A 21,362-nucleotide genomic window follows, 5' to 3' on the forward strand; every position below is an offset into this window, starting at 1 on the left:
GGTCCCACCTCCGGTGCGTCCACCTCCGGTGCGTCCGCCCCCGGCGCATCCAGCTCCGGTGCGCCCGCCTCCGGCGCGCCCACTCCCGGCGCCAACCCCTCTGCTCCAACTGGCGCCGCCGCGGCGAGCACCTCCAGCGACGCGCCCGGCGCCCTCAGCGGCGAGCAACCACTGATCGCCGTCACCGGGTCCACCGGCAAGCTCGGCTCCAAGGTCGCCCGCCAACTGGCCGACGCCGGCGTACGCCAGCGCCTGCTGGTCCGGGACCCGGCGAGAGCCCCCGAGCTGCGAAACGCCGAAGTAGCCCAAGCGGCCTATGGCGAGCACGACGCCCTCCTCGACGCGCTCGACGGCGTCCACACGCTGCTCCTGCTCAGCGCCACCGAGTCCGCCGACCGCGTCTCCTTGCACAAGGCAACGATCGACGCGGCCGTCGCCGCCGGCGTACAGCACATCGTCTACACCTCCTTCGTCGGCGCAGCACCGAACGCGACGTTCACCTTCGCCCGCGACCACTGGCACACCGAGCAGCACCTCCGCTCGACCGGCGTCGACTTCACCTTCCTCCGCGACAACCTGTACCTCGACTTCGTCCCCGGCTTCGTCGGCGAGGACGACACCATCCGCGGCCCGGCTGGCGACGGCCGCGTCGCCGCCGTACTGCGCGACGACGTCGCCGCAGTCGCCACGCAGGTCCTGCTCGACCCCGCGGCACACACCGGTACGACGTACGACCTCACCGGCCCGACCGCCTTCACCCTCACCGAAGCCGCGGCCCTCCTCAGCGAGACCCACGGCCGCAAGATCCGGTACGAGCCGGAGACCCTCGACGAGGCCTACCGCTCGCGCGAACGCTTCGGCGCCCCCGCTTGGGAGGTCGCCGGCTGGGTCACGTCGTACGCCGCGATCGCCAGCGGCGAGCTCGGCACCGTCAGCCCCGCGGTCGAGCAGCTCACCGGCCGCAAGCCCACCGGCCTGACCGAGTACGTCGCGACGCTCTGACTGTCGGAGCTGTTTGAGACACTGTCCCCGTGCCGCTCTACCGTGACGAAGCCATCGTGCTCCGAACCCAGAAACTGGGCGAAGCCGACCGCATCGCCACGCTCCTGACCCGCCAGCACGGCAAGATTCGCGCCGTCGCCAAGGGCGTCCGCCGTACGACGTCCCGCTGGGGCGCCCGCCTGGAACCCTTCAGCCACGTCGACCTCCAGCTCGCCACCGGCCGCACCCTCGACGTGGTCACCCAGGCCGTCTCGATCGCGGCGTACGGCGAAGGCATCGTCAGCGACTACGCCCGCTACACCACCGGCACGGTCCTCCTGGAAACCGTCGACCGCCTGGTGGTAGAGGAAAAAGAACCAGCCACCCAGCAACACCTCCTGCTGGCCGGAGCCCTGCGCGTCCTCTCGAACGGCGAACGAGAACCCCGCCTCATCCTCGACTCCTTCCTCCTCCGCTCTCTGGCCATCTCCGGCTACGCCCCCTCCTTCGGCGACTGCGCCAAGTGCGGCGAACCAGGCCCCCACCGAGCCTTCAACCCCGCGGCCGGCGGCGTGGTCTGCAGCTCCTGCCGCCCACCCGCCTCCGCCATGCCCGCCCCCGCCACCATCACGCTCCTCGCCGCCCTCCTCACCGGCGACTGGCCCACCGCAGAACGCACCGACCCCAGAACCCGCCGAGAAGCCGACACGCTAGTAGCTGCCTTCGTAGCCTGGCACCTGGACCGCCTCCGCTCCCTCCGGCATTTGGACCTGTCAACGGGACCCGAGCCCAAGCTCCCACTTGCAGAAAGCAGTTGATCGGCCGACGACGGCTGTCCCAACAGCACTTACTGCCATGCACGTCGTGAGAGGTATTTCCGGGCTGGATTGCCCGCAGCCGGTGACCAGCAACGTGGATCCTGCGCAAGCCAGGAGCTAGCGACCCGCACCGATCAACAAGCTCCGACCTTCGGCGTGCTCGGAGTCGTCTCCGACCCGTCCGGATCGACCAGTACTGGTACCGCCTCGCCGATCTGCAGCTGGGTTGCTGCTGACTGCGTCATCGGGATCTGGCCGGTGTCACCCAGGGTGCTTTCCCAGGTGATGTCCCAGTGGGTGGTGGCGGTGACGTCGTACTTGCAGCTCGGTTGGTCGCGGGAGGTCTTCAGGTAGCGGTGGCCGCAGTCGGGGGAGTCCTTGATGCCGAAGGACTTGTCGTACGGCGTACCGGAGGTCTCGCAGCGAAGGGTCTTGCCGTCGCCGAGGGACCAGTCGACGGCGTTGACCTGGGCCTTCACGTTCACCGTGAGGCCAGGCACGCTGGCGGAGCGAGTGATGGGGCCCCAGGTGTTCTCGGACTTGGTCACCCACAACCAGACCGGCATGTTGACGAGCCCGATCTGACCGGCGCCTGGGGTGGTACCGACTTGCGGCTTCCCGAGCTTCATCTCGGCGATTGCCCGGTAAACGAGGGTCAACGGATCGACGACCTCGATATCGGGCTCACCCTCGATCCACACGAACCGGGTGACCAGGTGACGCCCCTCGTCGTAACCCTGCTCCCGCAGACAAGCCCAGACTCCTCCCTTGGTCGGATCCTTTCCTGTCCAGATCGGGTCGTCGTACGGCGGCGGAGGATTCATTCGCTGCAGGTAGCACTGATGAGTGTTGGACCAGTTGCCAAGCTCGGAGGTGCAAGTCTGGGGTCTCCCGCCGAAGTTGCAGACGGGTTTCGTCGCCTTCTTGACCGGCTTTGTCGTCTCCTCGTTGCTACCGCCGGGTACGGGGATAGTCGATGAGAGGACGGTTATGCATTTGCGGGTGATCGACGAACACTTCGTGACGTAGCCGGGTGGATCGGCCAGGGCTGCCGACGGAATCATCAGGCTTGAGAGGCAGATGGCCAACGCCGCCACGGCCAGTCGCTTCAGCATGCGCCACCTCCCTTCTCTTCGACGAGGAACCAGGCCTTGCTCTTCTCGTTGAGCGCTTTCGCAAAGACCAATTTCGCCTTGGCCATGTGACGGTCGCCGTCGTTGCCGGTGTCGGGAATCGGTTTGCGTGTGGACTGAAGGTTGGTGGTCACTTTCGAGCTGTCGATACAGGCGGTCAGCCGAACCTCAGGCTGCTCCAGTGTCAACTTGACCGATTCGACCGAGGTAGAGCCGATCTGCACGAATCCTGTCTGATACCAGCCGTTCTCCCGCTGGAACTTGATCTCGCCGAGCACATCGATCAGCCATGTGCCACCGTTGCCTGCTCTTGTCAGCGCTGCACGGTCCGACTTCCGTGGGTCGTGGAGGGTCGCATCAACGGCTCGCCGCGCGCTTGCGTACCGCACCTTGGCGGCGTTGATGGCCGACTGCTCCTCCTCGGTCCATCGGGGTGCTGACGGCGTACCGGGGCTCGCGGTGGTTGGCGTGCTGCTGGGCGGGGTGGTGTCCGGGCGGCCCGCTTCGGGGGAGTTGGTGCAGGCGGCGGCCAGGGTGGCTAGGCACAGGGCTGCGGCTGCGGTGGTGACTCGGCGGGTCATGCGGGGACGGCTCCTGAGTGAACGGGGGTTGCGGACAGTGCAAGGGTTTCATACGGGGTGTGTTGGTGGTTGGGGTTATCCACAGGTTGCAGGTTGTTGCGGGGGTGGGGGCTGGCGGGAAGTCGCCGGTTCAAGTAAGGGGGCGGGGTTGGTGGCGGGCGCTCCAGGCGGATGGGGGAAAATCGCAGGTATGTCGCCACTGGGTCGTCGTCGGGTTGTGGAGAGCGTGCGTCGGGGGGAAGTGGTGGCTCCGGAGCCGCATCCTTCGGGGGCTCGGGTGCCGGGGGTGCCGGGGGAGCTGGTGCCTCGGCACGTCGCGATCGTGATGGACGGGAACGGGCGGTGGGCCAAGCAGCGGGGACTGGCGCGGACCGAGGGGCACAAGGCGGGGGAGGCCTCGCTGCTGGACGTGATCAAGGGTGGGATCGAGATCGGGGTGAAGTACGTCTCGGTGTACGCGTTCTCGACCGAGAACTGGAGCCGGTCGCCTGAGGAGATCCGGTTCCTGATGGGGTTCAACCGGGAGGTGATCCGGCGGCGGCGCGACGAGCTGGACGCGATGGGGGTGCGGGTCGTGTGGTCGGGGCGCCGGCCGCGGTTGTGGAAGAGCGTGATCGACGAGCTCGAGGACGCGCGGGAGCGGACCAAGGACAACGACGTGATCACGCTGCAGTTCTGCGTGAACTACGGCGGGCAGGCGGAGATCACCGACGCCATGAAGGCGATCGCGCACGAGGTTGCCGCGGGCAAGCTTCGGCCGGACCGGATCACGGAGAAGACGATCGCCCGGCACCTCTACCACCCGGAGGTGCCGGAGGTGGACCTGTTCGTGCGGTCGTCGGGGGAGCAGCGCACGTCGAACTTCCTGGTCTGGCAGCTGGCGTACGCCGAGATGGTGTTCCTGGACACGCTCTGGCCCGACTTCGACCGGCGGGACCTGTGGCGGGCGATCGAGATCTACGCGCAGCGCGACCGCCGGTACGGCGGGGCGATCCCGAACGAGGTCCCTGGGCAGACGCCGGGCTAGGGCGTGTCTCCTATTCCCGCCTACTGCGCGGCACTCGGCACGGCACCTCGGAGCACCTGCTCGCTACGGCGGGAACTAAAAGACACGGCCTAGACCTCAGCGGTTGCGGGGTGAGGGCAACAAGCCCCGCTCGATCGCGACCGTCACCGCGTGGGTGCGGTCGTCGACGTCGAGCTTGGTGAACAGGCGCTGCAGGTGCGTCTTCACGGTGGCCTCGCCGATGAAGAGCTCCCGGCCGATCTCCGCGTTGCTCAGGCCGCGGGCGACCGCGGCGAGGACCTGGAGCTCCCGAGGTGACGGCTGTACGGCGGGCGCGGGCGCCGGCGTACGGAGCCGGGACATCAACCGCGCGGCGACCGGCGGTGCGAGGACGGTTTCGCCGCGTGAAGCGGCGCGGATCCCGTCGAGCAGTTCGGCGTGCGGGGTGTCCTTCAGCAGGTACCCGGCGGCCCCGGCCTCGACGGCGTGCAGGATGTCGGTGTCCGTGTCGTACGTCGTCAGCACCAGGACCTTCGTCGTCGGGTAGCCCGACACGATCGCGCCGGTCGCCGAGACCCCGTCGCGGCGTGGCATCCGCAGGTCCATCAGTACGACGTCCGGCCGGGTCGCCTCGACGAGTGCGAGTGCTTCCTCGCCGTCGCCGGCCTCGCCGACCACCTCGATGTCCTCGGTGACGGCGAGCATGCCGGTCAGCCCGGAGCGCACGATGGGGTGGTCGTCGACCACCAGGACCCGCACGGTCACGAATACTCCTGAGTCTTAGGAACGATGAGCACGGTCTCGGGTCCTCCTGACCCGCCGACCACCGGCACGGTCTCGGGTCCTCCTGACCCGCCGACCACCAGCACGGTCACGAACTCTCCTGGCCGGCCGAAGGAATGAGCACCTGCACCCGCGTCCCACGCCCCGGGGCGCTCTCCACCTGCACGCTGCCCCCGGACTCCTCGACCCGCCCGCGCATCGCGGCGAGCCCGTACCCGGCGGCAGCCGCCGACGGCTCGAAGCCCGTCCCGTCGTCGGACACCGAGATCCCCACCCCGTCCGCCGACATCGTCAGCGTGATCAGCACCGACGTGGCCCCCGCGTGCTTGCGGACGTTCGCCAGCGACTCCTGCGCCGCCCGCAGCAGCACCACCTGCTGGCCCTGCGGCAGGGACGCGACCTCGTCATCAGGCATGTCCAGCGTCACCTGTACGTCGACGCCGGTCTCGGCGGCGAACCGTTCGGCCTGGCGCCGCAGCACCTCGGTCAACGTTGCCTCCGACAACGCGACCGGGGTGAACGCGGCCACGAGGGCTCGCGCCTCGGCCAGGTTCTCCCGTGCCGTGTCCTCGATCGCGCTCAACCGGCCGGCCACCGCCGTGGCGCCGCCGCGGGAGAGCTCGACCGACGCGGTCTGCGCGAGCATCACGATGCTGGTCATGCCCTGCGCCAAGGTGTCGTGGATCTCCCGCGCCATCCGTTCCCGCTCGGCCATCACGCCGGCCGAGTGGTGCGCGCCGGCCAGTTCGTCGCGGGTCGACTCCAGTTCCTCGATCAGGTCGGCGCGCTGCTGGCTCTGCGCGATCACCCGGTCGATCCAGATGCCCAGCAGCATGCTGACGACCAGGCTGATGATCATCCAGGGCAGGATGTTCCAGAACGCGCTGAGCGTCCAGCCGGCGCCGTACAGCTGGCCGGTCCCGACGCCGACCAGCAGCAGCAGGCTGAACAGCACGCCGTCGCGTGCGCGGTCGGCGAGCAGCCAGATCTGCGGTGACGCGATGAACATCAGGAACACGGCCTGCGGGTAGATCGCCACCACCGCGGCGACGCACAGGATCGCGATCACCCGGTAGCCGTGCGACGGCGGCCGCCGTCGCGTTGTCATCGCGGGGCTGCCGATCAGCGCGTACGCCGTACCGAGGACCGCGAGCAGTGCCAGCAGGACGACGTGCTCGCGGCCGGTCAGCTCGTTCGGGAGGAGGGAGACGACGGCGGTGACAGTGAGCAGCGCCCAGAACACGATGTGCCAGGCCAGCAACGTCCTGGTCCAGACCGGCTCCGCATAGGGCCCGCTGCCGAGTTCCATACCGTCCATCTTCACCCACGACGGGCGTGACCGGAGCATTTCAGCCCGCGTCCCGGCGGGTCCAGCGGAACACGCGCTGGGCGACGACGAGGCCGACCACGAGCCAGACCGAGAGCACGATCGCGCCGGTGCCGAGCTGCCACGAGCCGCCGGGCTCGGACGCCTCGAAGCCGTCCGGCAGGAACACCGACCGCATGCCCTGGGCGAGCCACTTGAGCGGGAACACCTCGGACACGGAGCGCATCCAGGCCGGCAGGCTGCTGTAGACGAAGTAGACGCCGGAGATGAACTGCAGCAGCAGGACGACCGGGGTGACCACGGCCGAGGCCGCCTTGCCCGACTTCGGTACGACGGAGAACGCGATCCCCAGCACCGAGCCGGACGCCGTACCGAGCACGAAGATCCACAGGAAGTTCAGCCACCGGTCGGGCGACGACGGGATGTCCACGCCGAGCAGCAGGCCGGCGATCGCCAGCAGCAGCCCGAACTGGGCGATCGAGGTGACCAGGACCAGCCCGATCTTGCCGATGAAGTACGACTGCGGCGACATCGGCGTACCGCGCAGGCGTTTGAGCAGGTCCTCGTCGCGTTCCATCGCGATCGTGATCGCCAGCGACTGGAAACTGGTCAGGAAGATGCCCGAGGCGATCATCCCGGGCGTGAAGTACGTCGCGGCGTCGACGCCGTCGGCGAAGTCGGTCCCGCTGAAGACGGCCGAGAAGATGGCGAGGAAGATGATCGGGAAGAAGAAGGTGAAGATCAGCTGCTCCTTCTCGCGGAAGAACTGCTTCACCTCCAGCCCGGTCCTGGAAAGCCCGACCTGTACGACGGACGGCAGCGGCCGGCTCGGGGCGGTGGTGCTCATCGGGTTGCTCCTTCGAGGGCGGCCGGCTGTACGGCGCCGATCAGGTCCAGGTAGATGTCTTCGAGGCTCGGCCGGCGGACCTGCAGCTCGGGCACCTCGCCGCCGAACCGGGCCATCAGCCGCGCGACCTCCGCGGTCGGCTCGTCGGTGCGGAGCTCGTGCGCGCCGTCGGCGTCCAGCCACGAGACCCGCGCGGTCCGGGCGCCGCGACCGCCGAGCGTGTCCGGGGTCGCGACCTCGAGCATCCGCCCGTCGGCGATCACGCCGACCCGGTCGGCCAGGTGCTCGGCCTCGTCCAGGTAGTGGGTGGTGAGCAGGATCGTGGTCCCGCTGGTGCGCAGGTTCTCGATCAGGGTCCAGAACTGGCGCCGCGCCTCGGGGTCGAAGCCGGTGGTCGGCTCGTCGAGGAACAGCAGGTCCGGGTTGCCGATCACGCCGAGCGCGACGTCGAGTCGCCGGCGCTGACCGCCGGACAGTTTCCGGGTCCGGGTCTTGGCCTTCTCCTGCAGCCCGACCGACGCGATCACCTCGGCGGGGTCGCGCGGGTTCGGGTAGTAGCGGGCGAAGTGCTCGACCAGCTCGGCGACCGACAGCTCGGCCTCGTCGCGCGACGACTGCGCCACGATCCCGACGCGGGCCCGCCAGTGCCGGTCCGCGTGCGCCGGATCGATGCCGAGGACCTGTACGTCGCCCTCGTCGGCCCGGCGGTACCCCTCCAGGATCTCCGTGGTCGTCGTCTTGCCGGCGCCGTTCGGGCCGAGCAGGGCGAACACCTCGCCGTGCCGGATGTCCAGGTCGACGCCCGCGACGGCGACCTTGTCCGGGTACCGCTTGACGAGTCCGCGGACCCGCACTGCCAAGTCGTTGTCGGTCATGGCTCCAGCCTGGCCGCTCAGGTGCCTGCCCGATGAGACCCGTACGACGTACCTGCTGTCCCCCATCCGGTGGACAGGACGCCGAAAATCCCCGGCCCGACGCGCGGACGGGGGCTGACGGGAGCAGCCCGCGTTGGTTAGCGTCGGGCCCATGAGTCAGACAGTGCGTGGAGTCGTAGCCCTGAGCAAAGGTGCCCCGGTCACGATCGAGCAGATCACGATCCCCGATCCCGGTCCGGGCGAGGCGGTGGTGCAGGTCCAGGCATGTGGCGTCTGCCACACCGACCTGCACTACCGGGAGGGTGGGATCAACGACGAGTTCCCGTTCCTGCTCGGCCACGAGGCGGCCGGGATCGTGGAGAGCGTCGGCGAGGGTGTCACCGATGTCGCGCCGGGCGACTTCGTCGTCCTGAACTGGCGCGCGGTTTGCGGCAGCTGCCGGGCCTGCCTGCGCGGCCGCCCGTGGTACTGCTTCAACACCCACAACGCGAAGCAGAAGATGACGCTGGCCGACGGCACCGAGCTGTCGCCCGCGCTCGGTATCGGCGCGTTCGCGGAGAAGACCCTGGTCGCGGCCGGTCAGTGCACGAAGGTCGACCCGGCCGCGAAGGCCGAGGTCGCCGGGCTGCTCGGCTGCGGCGTGATGGCTGGTATCGGTGCCGCGGTCAACACCGGCACCGTCGGCCGCGGTGACACCGTCGCGGTGATCGGCTGCGGCGGCGTCGGTACGGCGGCCGTCGTCGGCGCCCGGCTGGCGGGTGCGGCGAAGGTGATCGCGCTCGACATCGACCAGCGCAAGCTCGACGTCGCGCAGGAACTCGGCGCGACGCACACGATCAACTCCAAGGGCCTGGACCACGACGGGGTCGTCGAGGCGGTCCAGGAGCTGACCGGCGGGTTCGGCGCGGACGTCGTGATCGACGCGGTCGGCCGTCCGGAGACCTGGAAGCAGGCGTTCTACGCCCGCGACCTGGCCGGAACGGTCGTGCTGGTCGGCGTACCGACGCCCGAGATGCAGCTCGAGATGCCGCTGCTCGACTTCTTCGGCCGCGGTGGTTCGCTCAAGTCCAGCTGGTACGGCGACTGCCTGCCGAGCCGCGACTTCCCGCTGCTGATCGACCTGCACCTGCAGGGCCGGCTGCCGCTCGACCGGTTCGTGTCGGAGACGATCGCGCTGGATGAGGTCGAGGCCGCGTTCGCGAAGATGCACCACGGCGACGTGCTGCGCTCGGTAGTGGTCTTCTGATGGCGGCGAGAATCGAGCGGCTCGTTACGTCCGGAACGTTCAGCCTGGACGGCGGGACGTGGGACGTCGACAACAACATCTGGCTGGTCGGCGACGACCACGAGGTGCTGGTGATCGACGCCGCGCACGACGCCGAGCGGATCGTGCAGGCGGTGGGGGACCGGCGAGTGGTCGGGCTGGTCGCCACGCACGGGCACAACGACCACATCAACGCCGTCGGCGGCGTCCAGGCCGTGCTGAAGTGCCCGGTCTGGATCAGCTCCGCGGATCAGATGCTCTGGTCCGCCCTGTACGACGACCTGCCGGACCACGACCTGAAGGAGGGCACGACCTTCGACGTCGCCGGTACGACGCTCAAGGCCGTGGCGACCCCGGGCCACAGCCCCGGCTCGACCTGCCTGTACGCCGCCGACCTGGACGCCGTCTTCACCGGCGACACGCTCTTCCAGGGTGGTCCGGGCGCGACCGGCCGGTCGTACAGCGACAAGCCGACGATCCTGAAGTCGATCCGCGAGCGGCTGCTCACCCTGCCGGAGAGCACGGTCGTGCACACCGGCCACGGTGACACCACCACGATCGCGGCGGAGCTGACCACGGTCGCGTAAGCACCCGAAGACCGGCCCTGTAGTTGCTCACGGCAACTGCAGGGCCGGTCTTTCGTCTGCCCGTTCCATGGGGCCACAGCCCTCTGGACACACAATTTACAGCGCTGTAAGGTCCCTCGCAAGCCACCGCCGAGAGGGGACTGTCGAGGATGCCCACCCGCCCGAACATCCTGCTGCTGATGACCGACCAGCACCGGGCCGGCCTGACCCGTCGGCACTGGACCGCCGGCTCCGGGCTGAGCCTGGACACGATGCCGCGCCTGGACCAGGTCGCGGCCGCGGGCGCCGCGTTCGGTCGCGCCTACACGAGCTACCCGGCGTGCGTGCCGGCGCGGACGAGCCTGCTCACCGGCCGCTTCCCGACCGCGCACCACGTCCGGCAGAACAGCAATGCCGAGCACGCCTACTACTCCGAGGACCTGCTCGACGTACTGCGGGCGGCGGGTTACTCGCTGCACTTCTCGGGCAAGCCGCACATGCACCGGTCCGAGCAGGACTTCGACACCTACCACGGCCCGTTCATGCACGACCGCGGTCCGGAGGTCAGCGAGACCGACGCCGCGTTCGACCAGTGGCTGCACGAGCTCGACCATGGCGTCGCCGACGAGCCCACGCCGTACCCGGTCGAGGCGCAGCTGCCGTACCGGATCGTCGACGGGGCGATCGACGCGTTGCAAGCGACCAGCGAGGACGACCCGTTCTTCCTGTGGGTCTCGTTCCCCGAGCCGCACAACCCGTACCAGGTGCCCGAGCCGTACTTCAGCCTGTTCGCCGAGGAGGACGTGCCCGAGCGACTCGCCGGTCCCGAGTCGATCCCCGACCTGGGCTGGCGTTACCGCTGGCTGCACGAGCTGACAACGACCAAGAGGCCCGGGTACGACGACGCCTGGCGGCGCTACCGCGCCAACTACCTCGGCATGCTGCGCCTGATCGACGACCAGATCGCGCGGCTGCTGGACCAGCTCGGCGACCGGCTGGACGACACGATCGTGGTGTTCGTCAGCGACCACGGCGACTACGTGGGGGAGTACGGCCTGCAACGCAAGGGTGCGGGTATGTCCGACTTCCTGATGCGGATCCCGTTCGTGGTCAGCGGTCCTGGCATCTCGGCCGGTCCGCGCGACGAGCTGGTCTCGATGGTCGATCTGTTCCCGACGCTCTGCGAGCTGGTCGGCGCGGAGATCCCGCCCGGCGTCCAAGGCCGCAGTCTCGCGCCGCTGCTCGCGGGCGAGACCGGCCCCGAGGCCGAGTTCGGCAGCATCTACGCCGAGCTCGGGTACGGCGGTGTCTCGTACGACGAGCACGACCGCCCGCCGCTGCACTTCCCGTACCCGGGACGCAACTACGACGAGCTGAACTCCGTCACCCAGAGCGGCGGCGAACGGATGCTTGTCAGCGGCAACCACAAGCTGATCGTCGACGACCGCGGTCAGCACCGCCTGTACGACCTGAGCGCCGATCCGGCCGAACTGGCCGACCTGGCCGACGACCCCGCCCACCACGCCGTCCACGACGCGCTCCAGGCCGCCTTGCTGCGCTGGCTGATCCGCGTCGCCGACGACCTGCCGGCAGGGGCGTACACCCCCAAAACCGTCAAGCACAACTGGCGCTGGGCGTAAAACCCGTTCGCGCTGACCTGGAGGCGCACCATGACAGGACTCACCCGCCGGACCTTTCTCGGGTTCGGCGCCGCGACCGCGGCGGCACTGACTCTCCCCGGCTGCGGCGGCAGCGACGAAGGCTCGTCGGACGGGCTGCGCGTCGCCTGGTACGGCGGCGACCCCGTGCACAAGGCGATGGATGCCGCGCTGAAGGACTCCGGTCTGACGGTCAGCACCGAACGCGCCGCGTTCGCCGACTACTGGGACAAGCTGGCCACGCAGACCGCCGGCCGCAAGGGCCCGGACGTCCTGCGGATGTCGATGACGTACTTCGCCGAGTACGCGCAGCGGAAGGCGCTGCTCGACCTCACGGGCAAGGAGATCAAGCTCGACGCCCTCGACCAGGACGTCGCGGACAGCGGCAAGATCGACGGCAAGCTGATGGGCATCGGCCAGTCGTCGATCACGCACGCGACGTTCCGCAACCCCGCGCTGGTCGAGTCCCGCGGCGGCAAGCTGCCCGCGACCTGGAGCTGGGACAGCTTCGCGACGTTCGCCAAGGACTTCGCGGCCGACGCCGGGCCGGGCAAGTACGGGACGACCGATGTCGGCGGCAACATCCAGATCTTCGAGGTCTGGTCCCGCGAGTACGGATCCGAGGTGTTCGGCGACCGCAAGCTTGCCGCTGGCAAGGAGGTCATCGAGGGCTGGTTCGCGTACTGGGACGACCTGCGCAAGGCCAAGGCGGCTCCGGCCGCGGACGTCTCCGCCGAGGGCGGGTCGTTCGAGACCTCGCAGCTGTCCAAGGGCGCGGCACCGGTCGAGTTCGGCTGGGTGCAGCAGTTGACGTTCTACCAGCCGCTGGTCAAGAACGCCGAGCTGGCGGTCGGCGCCGTACCGGGCCGGACGGCAGGGTCGCTGCGTGGGCAGTTCGTCAAGGCGCTCGACTTCTGGTCGGTGTCGGCCGAGACCAAGAACCCCGACGCCGCCGCCCAGCTGATCGACTTCCTGGTCAACGACGAGCGCGCGGTCAAGGCGATCGGGCTGACGCTCGGCGTACCGCCGTCAAAGAAGTCGCGCGACCTGCTCGCCGCGCAGCCCAGGACGCCGGCCGGTCAGGCGATCGCGTACGTCGAGAAGATCGAGCAGCAGGTCGGCCCGTCGCCGCAGCCGTGGCCCAAGGGGTACGGCGAGCTGAACAGCGTGTTCAGCCGGCTCAACCAGGACATCGGGTTCGGCAAGACCGACCCGAAGGCCGCCGCGGACAAGTTCGTCGCGGAGTCGGCGCGGGTCCTCGGCGCATGATCAGCGGCACCCTGCGCGGCCGGCTGCGGGAGAGCCTTCCGGCGTACGCGTTCCTCGCGCCGTGGCTGGTCGGGCTGGTCGGCCTGACCCTCGTGCCGATGGTGCTGTCGCTGTACTACTCGTTCACCGACTACAGCCTGCTCAGTCCGCCGGTGTGGGAGGGGCTCGCGAACTACGAGCGGATGTTCTCCGACGACCGGTTCCAGCACTCGCTCGTGGTCACCTTCACGTACGTGCTGCTGTCGGTGCCGCTGGAGCTGGTGTTCGCGCTGGCGGTTGCCGTCGTACTGAACCAAGGTCTGCGCGCGGTGTCGTTCTACCGGGCCGTGTACTACGTGCCGAGCCTGCTCGGCGGCAGTGTCGCGATCGCGATCCTGTGGCGGCAGATCTTCGGCGCGGACGGACTGGTGAACCAGGTGCTCGGGCTGGTCGGCCTGGACGGGCCCGGCTGGATCTCGTCGCCGGACACGTCGCTGTTCACGCTGGTGCTGCTGCGGGTCTGGCAGTTCGGGGCGCCGATGGTGATCTTCCTGGCCGGGCTGCGGCAGATCCCGGCCGACGTCCTGGAAGCGGCCGAGGTCGACGGCGCCGGGCGGGTGCGGCGGTTCTTCCACATCACGTTGCCGCTGCTGTCGCCGATCGTGTTCTTCAACCTGGTGCTGCAGATCATCGGCGCGTTCCAGGCGTTCACGCCGGCGTTCATCATCTCCGGTGGCAGCGGCGGACCGTCCGACTCCACCTTGTTCTACACGTTGTACCTGTACCAGAAGGCGTTCGGCAGCTTCGAGATGGGCTACGCGGCCGCGATGGCCTGGGTGCTGCTGCTGATCATCGCCGGTTTCACCGCGGCCAACTTCGCGATGAGCCGGCGCTGGGTCTTCTACGCCGACGACCGGGAGGCCCGATGAGCAGCTCCGTACCTGGCAGGGCCTCGGCGCCGAACCGGCCGGCCGGGCTGCTGTCGCGCCGTACGGTCGCGCACGCGGTGATCATCCTGGTCGGGCTGGTGATGCTCTACCCGCTGATCTGGATGCTGAGCAGCTCGTTCGAGCCGAACTCCGAAATCTTCGGCTCGTCGTCGGTGCTGCCGACGTCGCCGAGCCTTGACAACTACGTCAACGGGTGGTCGGGAACGGGCAAGCCGTTCTCGCTGTACCTGTTCAACTCGTTGCTGATCTGCGTGCTGACGATCGTCGGCAACGTGCTGTCGTGCTCGCTGGCGGCGTACGCGTTCGCGCGGCTGTCTTTCGTCGGGCGGCGGCTGCTGTTCGGGCTGATGCTCGGCACGATCATGCTGCCGCAGCACGTCACGCTGATCGCGCAGTACTCGATCTTTCGCGACCTCGACTGGATCGACACCTACCTGCCGCTGGTGGTGCCGAAGTTCCTCGGCACCGAGGCGTTCTTCATCTTCTTGATGGTGCAGTTCATCCGCGGCCTGCCGCGCGAGCTGGACGAGGCGGCCCGGATCGACGGGTGCGGGGTGTTCCAGATCTACCTGCGGATCGTGCTGCCGCTGCTGCGCCCGGCGCTGGTGACGACGGCGATCTTCTCGTTCATCTGGAGCTACAACGACTTCTTCACCGCGCTGATCTACCTCTCCGACCCGGACAAGCTGACCGTGCCGCTGGCACTGCGGACGTTCCTGGACTCGTCCGGGCAGTCCGAGTGGGGACAGATGTTCGCGATGAGCCTGGTCACGATGGTGCCGGTGCTGGTGGCGTTCGTGCTGTTCCAGCGACGGATCGTCGAGGGTGTCGCGACGTCCGGGCTCAAGTGAGGTGCCGGCCGGTAGCCTGACGGACGTGATGGGTGGAGGGTGGGGCGCGTGACGAGCAGACCACGGCTGGCCGACGTCGCGGCCCGGGCCGGGGTGTCGATGAAGACCGTGTCCAACGTGATCAACGACTTCCAGCACGTGTCGGCCGAGACCCGGGCGCGGGTGCAGGCCGCGATCGACGAGATCGGGTACCGGCCGAACCTGTCGGCGCGCAACCTCGCGCTCGGCCGGGCCGGGCTGATCGCGCTCGTCGTACCGCAGCTGGACATGCCGTACTTCGCGGCGCTCGCCGGGCAGGTCCTGCAGGCCGCGGCGCGGCACGGCTGGGTGGTGCTGATCCAGCAGACCGGCGGCGACCTCGCGGTCGAGCGTGACGCGTTGGCCGGGCGGTTCCCGCAGCGCATCGACGGGCTGATCCTCAGCTCGACCGCGGTCGGCCCGGCGGAGCTGCGCAGGCGGACCGACCGGACGCCGCTGGTGATGCTCGGCGACCGCAACTACCAGGGCGCCGCGCAGCATGTTGCCATCGACAACGTCACGGCCGCGGCGGCGGCGGTCACGCACCTGGCCGAGCTCGGGCGGCGGCGGATCGCGATGATCGGGTCGAGCCCGGGCGACCGGAAGCATCCGCGGCTGGTCGGCTACCGGCTCGCGCTGAAGGCCGCCGGGCTGCCGATCGACGACAGCCTGATCAAGCCGGTCCGGAACAACCTGGGCGAGGAGGGCGAGCAGCAGATGGCCGCGCTGCTCACCGAGCACGCGGGCGATCCGCCGGACGCGGTGTTCTGCGTGACCGACTGGGTGGCACTGGGCGTCGTCCGGGCGCTGCGGACGCGGGGGTTCCGGGTGCCTGAGGACGTTGCCGTGGTCGGCTTCGACGACATTCCGTACGGGCGTACGGCGACGCCGACGCTGTCCACGATCTCGCCGGACCGGTCGGCGATCGCGCGGCTGGCGGTGGAGTCGCTGCAGGCGCAGTTCGAGGCGGCCGCGGCCGGTACGGCGTACGACGTGGGCGAGCAGCAGGCGGCGTTCCAGCTCGTCGTGCGGGAAAGCTCCGGCGGCTGAGCGGTTGCGCAGTGCGCAAGGCGTCACTGCGGACGCCTTGCATCTATGCATGCATCTATGCGGTAGATTGAGGCTGTGGCCGACGAGAAGAGCCCGGCGGGTGATCGCGCCTACCGGCACACCAAGGAGCTGATCCTCAGCGGCGCGCTCGCCGGTGGACAGCTGACCAGCGAGGGCGAGATCGCGCAGGACCTGTCGATCAGCCGGACCCCGGTGCGCGAGGCGTTCCTGCGGCTGGAGGCCGAGCAGCTCCTGCGGCTCGTCCCCAAGCGCGGCGCCGTCGTCGTACCGGTGTCGCCGACCGAGCTCGAGGACGTGCTCGACCTCCGGGAGGCGCTGGAGACGGCCGCCGTACGCCGTCTGGTGGGGCGCGAGGAGCTGATGACCGCGGCCACGGAGGGGTGGACGCGGGCACTGGCCGAGCAGACGCGGTGCGCGGCCGCCAAGGACCCGGACGGGTTCGCGGTGGCCGACGACGCCTTCCACACCAACTTCGTCGAAGCCTCCGGCAACGCGCTCGCGATCCGGTTCTACCGGTCGCTGGCCGAGCGGCAACGGCGGATGAGCCTCCACGTCACCAGACCGCGGGCGAACCGCCTCGACGAACTCCTGGTGGAGCACCGCGCATTGGCCGACCACGTCGAGCGGCGGGACCCTGACGGCTTCGCCCGTGCTCTTGCGGACCACCTGGACCGCCACCATCGGTCATGAACCGCCGCACGTGGCTGCCGGCCGTCTTCGCGATGTTCTGCTGCGGCTGGGGTGGCAACCAGTTCACGCCGCTGCTCCTGCTGTACCGGCGTACGGGCGGCTACTCGACTGTTGAGGTCGACCTGTTCCTGGGGACGTACGTCGTCGGTCTGGTCCCCGGGTTGCTCGTCGCCGGCGCGCTGTCGGACCGGCACGGCCGGAAGCCGCTGATGTTGGTGGGGACGGCACTCTCGGTGGTGTCCAGCCTGTTCCTGATGGTTGGGCAGACCTGGGCGCTGTACGGCGGGCGGCTGCTCACCGGGGTTGCCGTGGGCATCGCGATGGCCGTCGGCACCAGCTGGGTCAAGGAGCTCTCGCAGCCGCCGTTCGATCCTGCGGCCGATGTCAGCGCCGGTGCGCGGCGTGCTGCGATGGGGCTGACTCTTGGCTTCGGGCTGGGGGCCGGAGTGGCCGGCGTACTGGCTCAGTGGGGGCCGCACCCGACGGTGACGCCGTACGTCGTGCATGTCGTGCTGGCACTGGCTGCGCTGTCCCTGCTGCGTGCGGTGCCTGAGAGTCGGACCGCGCCGGCAGCCGGGTCGCTCTGGTCGTTGCTGAAGGTCCCGGCCGTCGCGCACCGCCGCTTCCTGCGCGTGGTGCTGCCGATGGCGCCGTGGGTCTTCGGCTCGGCCGGCATCGCGTACGCCGTGACGCCGCAGCTCGTCGGCGATCGGCTCGGCAACTGGGGACTGGCCTACGCCACCCTGCTCACGGTCTGCACCCTCGGCACGGGGGCGCTGGTGCAGCCGCTGGCCAAGAGACTCGACTCCGTGTCGACAGCGCGAGCCATCGTCGTCGCGATGGTGCTCATGTCGGCCGGGGTCGGCCTCAGCGCCGTGGTGGCCGACGTGGGCTCGCCGTGGCTCGGCCTGCTCGACGGGGTGCTGCTGGGGGCGGCGTACGGGATCGCGGTGGTCTCCGGGCTGCTGGAGATCCAGCGGATCGCCGCCTTGAGCGGCGGAGCCGACCTGGCTGGGCTGACCGGGGTGTACTACGCCGCTGCGTACACAGGCTTCCTACTGCCGACTGTGCTCGCTGCCGTAGCTGGGCTGGCGCCGTACGTCGTGCTGCTGGGTGTTGTGGCTCTGGTGACGCTGGCCTGTACGGCGGTGGTGCTCGCGTCGTCACGCCGGCACCTGCCGGCGTGAAAATCCGGTCGCTGCTGTCGCGGTCGGCTGGGACCATGGTTGAGGAGTTGCTGTTGTGGCGGCTCTGAGATCGAAGGGACGTGTTTGATGATCGATCGGGTGCCGGCGCAGTTTCGTGGGGTGGCGGACGGCGTGGTGGCCGTCGCCGCGGCGGATCCGCGGTTCCTGGCCGTGATCGTCAACGGCTCGGTCGCGAACGGGCAGCCGGACGAGTGGTCGGACCTCGACCTGGTGGTCGTGTGCGCCGATCCGTACCGGTCCGAGGTAGTTGCGCAGGGCAAGGACTTTGCCGCGGCGGCCGGGCCGTTGCTGGTTGCGTTCACGGGGGAGCACGTCGGCGAACCGCGGTTGCTGATTGCTCTGTACGGGCCGCCGGTGATTCACGTCGACCTCAAGTTCATGGGGCTCGGCGACCTCGGGGAGCGGGTCGAGGACGGGCTCGTCCTGTGGCAGCGCCACGACAGCGTCCAGCAGCAGCTCGACGCGACATCGGCCGCGTGGCCGCAGCCGGACGCGCAGTGGATCGAGGACCGGTTCTGGGTCTGGATCCACTACGTCGCCGCGAAGATCGGGCGCGGTGAGCTGTTCGAGGCGGTCGACGGGCTCGGGATGATCCGGAGCGCGGCGCTCGTGCCGTCGATCGTTGCCCGACGCACCGACCGGCCGACCGGCGTACGGAGGATCGAGCAGTTGGCGCCCGAGATGGTTCCGGCGCTGGCGCGGACTGTTGCCATGCCTGATCGGGCGGACTGCTTGCGGGCGTTGCGGGCCGCGGTCGAGCTGTACGTCGAGGTTCGCGGCGATGACGTCGTACAGCAGACCGAGGCCGAGAAGGCCGTCCTTGGATATCTGGACGGCTTCCCGGCCTGAGCCTCTCGGTCAGCGGGTGGTGGTTGCGCTGGCCTGGTCCCAGGAGACCGGCGTCGTGTAGAGGACGAAGCGGTAGTCGCGGGTCTTGCTGTAGCGGTAGGCCATCGTGGCCACGCCGGCGGAGTTGGTGGTGACCGCCTTCAGGCCCTTCCAGGTCGTCGTACCGCGCTCCTTGAACTGGAACGCGCCTTTCGCGGACCGCTTGAAGTAGCTGTCGGAACCGGTTGAGTACAGCAACGAGGTCCCGGTGAGCGTGACGACGTCCTTGGTGCGCTTGCTGGTGATCCAGGCCGCGGTCGCCAGGCGGATATCGGATTGCAGGGTGTTCTGCGACAGCTGGGTGGTCCCGCTGTCGTAGGCGATCGACGGCCGCCAGGTGTGGATCCCGATGGTGTGGAAGTCGTACACGCCCCAGATGTCCTGGTTGCTTCCGCTGAAGTAGGCGCTGCCCTGGTCGCCCTGGCTCGGGTGGATCAGATTCCAGGACGAGAAGGCCTCGCCGAGGGAGCAGACACCGGAGGCGTACAGCTTGAACTCCTTGTACGGCTGCCCGATGACGACCCGGTACGGCGCGGTGAGGTTGCAGGTCGCGGTGGCCGCGGTGGCCGCGGTGGTTCTGGCGCTCGCCGGCGTCGCGGTGACGGCTGCCGCCGCGATCATCAGAGCGGCGGTCACGGCTGCGGTGGTCTTCTTGCGCATGTTGATCCCCCAGTAGTTGTTTCCCCTTGCCGTGGATACTCGACGTGATCGGCCGGGATGGCAAGGGCCGCCGTCTATTTGCGGCGCGGTGGCGGCGTGGCCGCCGTACGATCGCCGGCAGGGAGAGCGTGGTTGCCCAGAACCGGCGGTGCTGGGAGGCGCTGGCGCCCCACCGGCCGGGGAGTCGGGTCTAGTTCTTCCGGGCCGGTGGAACAGCGCTCAACGAGGACGACCTGGCCGCGGGGTCCGGTGGGTTTCGCGGCCCATCAGCTGAGCAGCGCGGAGGTCTGTCGCCGGCCGGGCGGGACCGACCGGTCCAAGAGATCGGCGACCTCGAAGCTCAGCCGGTCGGCGACGGCCGGGTCGGACCAACGACCTGGACGTCGAAACCTTCACCGTGCCGCCAGTTGCCCGCCGCCGCCGAGCTGAAGGGCCAGACCGTCGTCAACCTGGTCCGGGTGCTCGCCGCCGATTCCGCCAGGCGAGCAGCGAGCTCGCTCTGTACGGCGACCAGCGACAGGTTGCGATCTGGGGCTGGCGACCGCTGACCGGGGATGGGGCCTGGAGCATCCCTGGGTGCTCCGGGCCCCGCGCTCCTGCCTGCTGGGGTGTCCGCGGTGGTGCCGCCGCGGCCCTCGAGCTCGGCCCGCGCGGCATCACCGGCTGGGGGTGTGGTCGGCCGGCGGTGGTCGGGGTGGGGAAGGGGCGGGGGAACTCCAGGAGGGGCGAGCCGTTGTGGGGCGGCCGGTGTGGGTGGTGAGGGTCCAGTGGCCCTGGTGGACGTCGATGTGGTGTCGTTTGCAGAGCAGGGCGAGGTTGGTGAGGCGGGTCTCGCCGCCGTTGGCCCAGTGGACGAGGTGGTGGGCTTCGCACATCGCCGGTGGGGCGCTGCAGACGATGCAGCCTTGGTCGCGGACGTTCAGCGCGTGGCGGATGGCTGGGGTGACGAAGCGGTGCTCGGCGCCGACATCGAGGGGCTCGGAGGCCGTGCCGAGCACCATCGGGATGACTCCGGCGTCGCAGGCGAGGCGGCGGACCGTGGCTGCTGACAGGGCGGCACCAGACGCGAGCGAGCCCGTGCCCGAACCGGTGGTGAGGGCGTCCAGGCCAATGGTGACGGTGATGTGAGGCTTGATGCCGCCGTGGGCCGGCGCGGCGGTGCCGGTCGCGGCGGCGGTCGCCAGCACGGCGGTGAGGGCGTCGGCCTGACGGCGGCCTCGGCTGCGCGGGTCGCGTCGGCCGTCGAGCGTCTTGCGGGGCTTGGCGCCGGCGAAGACGAGCGTCTGCAGCAGCTCGGCGTGCTCACCCGCGAGGTAGCCACCGAACTCGATGCCGAGGTCTCCGCGCTTCAGCCAGAGATTCTCGGACGCCAGAGCCCGGGTCTCGGCGGGCTCGACCCCGTCGGTGTCGAGGGTGTCCCGGACGCGCTTGCCCAGGACGCGGAGGTCGGCCGGGCACAGCACCTCGGCGGCGGTGACGAGCGCGCGCTCGGCGACCTCGAGGTCGTCCACGGGGATCCGGGCGGAGGCTGGGATCCGTTCCAGAGCGGTGACGATGGCAGCAGCCTGACCGGGGTGAACGCGAGCAGCTTCGTCGTGTCCGCTCTGCCCGGGATGACGCCGCGCAGGCGGTTCCGGATCGCTCAACGCGGCGCGGACCTGCTCGTACTTCGGCAGTGCGAGTGCCAGCCGGAGATCACGGCGTACGTCGCTGTGGTCGAGACGATGCCGGGTCGAGATCAGCTGAACGGTGTCCCGGGCGCCGATCTCAGCGGCGTGACCGTTGGCCTCGATCGCGGCGAGCAGCTCGAGACGGTACGTCTGCAGGTGGTCGAGCTGGGCCTGCACGTCGTCCAGAGCGGTCAGCATCTCGCCGCCGCTCATCGTCCACACAGGTCGCTGCCCGAACTGTTCCATGCCGACCAGTCTGCAGTACGTCG

Annotated in this window: 21 protein-coding genes; 13 read left to right on the top strand and 8 right to left on the bottom strand. The window is 69.5% G+C overall.

The annotated features are described in order from the left end of the window. Positions 1-1,002: SDR family oxidoreductase (locus ACLQ2O_RS27980; protein ID WP_425836751.1), on the top strand; the 1,002-nt coding region annotated here is incomplete at its 5' end. Positions 1,003-1,031: 29 nt separating this feature from the next. After that, positions 1,032-1,799, top strand: a complete 768-nt coding sequence (recO, locus tag ACLQ2O_RS27985) for a DNA repair protein RecO (RefSeq protein WP_425836753.1) — start codon at positions 1,032-1,034, stop codon at positions 1,797-1,799. Between the two features lie 134 nt (positions 1,800-1,933). On the opposite strand, the gene ACLQ2O_RS27990 is transcribed toward recO, so the two are convergent. Together ACLQ2O_RS27990 and ACLQ2O_RS27995 are read right to left on the bottom strand one after the other, a co-directional pair. Beyond that, entirely contained in the window at positions 1,934-2,623 is a 690-nt protein-coding gene (locus ACLQ2O_RS27990) for a hypothetical protein (protein WP_425836756.1), read from the bottom strand. Positions 2,624-2,907: 284 nt separating this feature from the next. Beyond that, complete coding sequence (locus ACLQ2O_RS27995; protein ID WP_425836759.1) at positions 2,908-3,513, bottom strand: hypothetical protein; 606 nt, start codon at positions 3,511-3,513, stop codon at positions 2,908-2,910. 190 nt (positions 3,514-3,703) lie between these two features. Between ACLQ2O_RS27995 and ACLQ2O_RS28000 the strand changes: the two genes are divergently transcribed. After that, positions 3,704-4,540, top strand: coding sequence for an isoprenyl transferase (locus tag ACLQ2O_RS28000; RefSeq protein WP_425836761.1), 837 nt, complete (start codon positions 3,704-3,706; stop codon positions 4,538-4,540). 96 nt (positions 4,541-4,636) lie between these two features. Here ACLQ2O_RS28000 and ACLQ2O_RS28005 read toward each other — a convergent pair whose 3' ends face one another. From ACLQ2O_RS28005 to ACLQ2O_RS28020, 4 genes are all read right to left on the bottom strand, one after another. Beyond that, positions 4,637-5,284, bottom strand: coding sequence for a response regulator transcription factor (locus ACLQ2O_RS28005; protein WP_425836764.1), 648 nt, complete (start codon positions 5,282-5,284; stop codon positions 4,637-4,639). A 106-nt stretch (positions 5,285-5,390) separates the two neighbouring features. After that, positions 5,391-6,611, bottom strand: a complete 1,221-nt coding sequence (locus ACLQ2O_RS28010; RefSeq protein WP_425836766.1) for a sensor histidine kinase — start codon at positions 6,609-6,611, stop codon at positions 5,391-5,393. A 40-nt stretch (positions 6,612-6,651) separates the two neighbouring features. Continuing rightward, positions 6,652-7,476 (bottom strand): ABC transporter permease, encoded by an 825-nt coding sequence (locus tag ACLQ2O_RS28015; protein WP_425836769.1) that lies wholly within the window; start codon positions 7,474-7,476, stop codon positions 6,652-6,654. Beyond that, positions 7,473-8,351 carry an ABC transporter ATP-binding protein gene (locus ACLQ2O_RS28020; protein WP_425836772.1) on the bottom strand — a complete coding sequence of 293 codons (879 nt, stop codon included), beginning with the start codon at positions 8,349-8,351 and terminating at the stop codon, positions 7,473-7,475. Before ACLQ2O_RS28020 ends, ACLQ2O_RS28015 begins: the two co-directional genes overlap by 4 nt. A gap of 151 nt (positions 8,352-8,502) precedes the next feature. On the opposite strand from ACLQ2O_RS28020, the gene ACLQ2O_RS28025 reads away from it, so the two are divergent. The 10 genes from ACLQ2O_RS28025 (at position 8,503) to ACLQ2O_RS28070 (ending at position 18,724) form a co-directional block, all read left to right on the top strand. After that, the gene (locus ACLQ2O_RS28025) at positions 8,503-9,597 is read left to right on the top strand and encodes an S-(hydroxymethyl)mycothiol dehydrogenase (protein WP_425836775.1); all 1,095 of its coding nucleotides are present in this window, start codon (positions 8,503-8,505) and stop codon (positions 9,595-9,597) included. Further along, entirely contained in the window at positions 9,597-10,202 is a 606-nt protein-coding gene (locus ACLQ2O_RS28030; RefSeq protein ID WP_425836777.1) for an MBL fold metallo-hydrolase, read from the top strand. Before ACLQ2O_RS28025 ends, ACLQ2O_RS28030 begins: the two co-directional genes overlap by 1 nt. 149 nt (positions 10,203-10,351) lie before the next feature. Next, on the top strand, positions 10,352-11,821 hold the full coding sequence (locus tag ACLQ2O_RS28035; protein WP_425836780.1) for a sulfatase-like hydrolase/transferase: 1,470 nt from the start codon (positions 10,352-10,354) through the stop codon (positions 11,819-11,821). A 30-nt stretch (positions 11,822-11,851) separates the two neighbouring features. After that, positions 11,852-13,108, top strand: a complete 1,257-nt coding sequence (locus ACLQ2O_RS28040) for an ABC transporter substrate-binding protein (protein WP_425836783.1) — start codon at positions 11,852-11,854, stop codon at positions 13,106-13,108. After that, complete coding sequence (locus ACLQ2O_RS28045; RefSeq protein WP_425836785.1) at positions 13,105-14,016, top strand: carbohydrate ABC transporter permease; 912 nt, start codon at positions 13,105-13,107, stop codon at positions 14,014-14,016. Before ACLQ2O_RS28040 ends, ACLQ2O_RS28045 begins: the two co-directional genes overlap by 4 nt. After that, positions 14,013-14,888, top strand: coding sequence for a carbohydrate ABC transporter permease (locus ACLQ2O_RS28050; RefSeq protein ID WP_425836788.1), 876 nt, complete (start codon positions 14,013-14,015; stop codon positions 14,886-14,888). Before ACLQ2O_RS28045 ends, ACLQ2O_RS28050 begins: the two co-directional genes overlap by 4 nt. A 48-nt stretch (positions 14,889-14,936) precedes the next feature. After that, positions 14,937-15,956, top strand: a complete 1,020-nt coding sequence (locus ACLQ2O_RS28055) for a LacI family DNA-binding transcriptional regulator (protein WP_425836791.1) — start codon at positions 14,937-14,939, stop codon at positions 15,954-15,956. Between the two features lie 75 nt (positions 15,957-16,031). Further along, positions 16,032-16,667, top strand: coding sequence for a GntR family transcriptional regulator (locus tag ACLQ2O_RS28060; protein WP_425836794.1), 636 nt, complete (start codon positions 16,032-16,034; stop codon positions 16,665-16,667). Then, entirely contained in the window at positions 16,664-17,854 is a 1,191-nt protein-coding gene (locus tag ACLQ2O_RS28065) for an MFS transporter (protein WP_425836797.1), read from the top strand. Before ACLQ2O_RS28060 ends, ACLQ2O_RS28065 begins: the two co-directional genes overlap by 4 nt. Before the next feature lie 87 nt (positions 17,855-17,941). Then, positions 17,942-18,724: an aminoglycoside 6-adenylyltransferase gene (locus ACLQ2O_RS28070; RefSeq protein WP_425836800.1), complete on the top strand. Its 783-nt coding sequence runs from the start codon at positions 17,942-17,944 to the stop codon at positions 18,722-18,724. A 9-nt stretch (positions 18,725-18,733) separates the two neighbouring features. Here the strand turns inward: ACLQ2O_RS28070 and ACLQ2O_RS28075 are convergent, their stop codons facing one another. Then, the gene (locus ACLQ2O_RS28075) at positions 18,734-19,423 is read right to left on the bottom strand and encodes a hypothetical protein (RefSeq protein WP_425836803.1); all 690 of its coding nucleotides are present in this window, start codon (positions 19,421-19,423) and stop codon (positions 18,734-18,736) included. Between the two features lie 656 nt (positions 19,424-20,079). Beyond that, positions 20,080-21,339: a DUF222 domain-containing protein gene (locus ACLQ2O_RS28080; RefSeq protein WP_425836806.1), complete on the bottom strand. Its 1,260-nt coding sequence runs from the start codon at positions 21,337-21,339 to the stop codon at positions 20,080-20,082. Between the last annotated feature and the right edge of the window lie 23 nt (positions 21,340-21,362).

It is taken from the genome of Kribbella sp. DT2 (assembly GCF_049844575.1).
In the GTDB taxonomy this organism is placed as follows: domain Bacteria; phylum Actinomycetota; class Actinomycetes; order Propionibacteriales; family Kribbellaceae; genus Kribbella.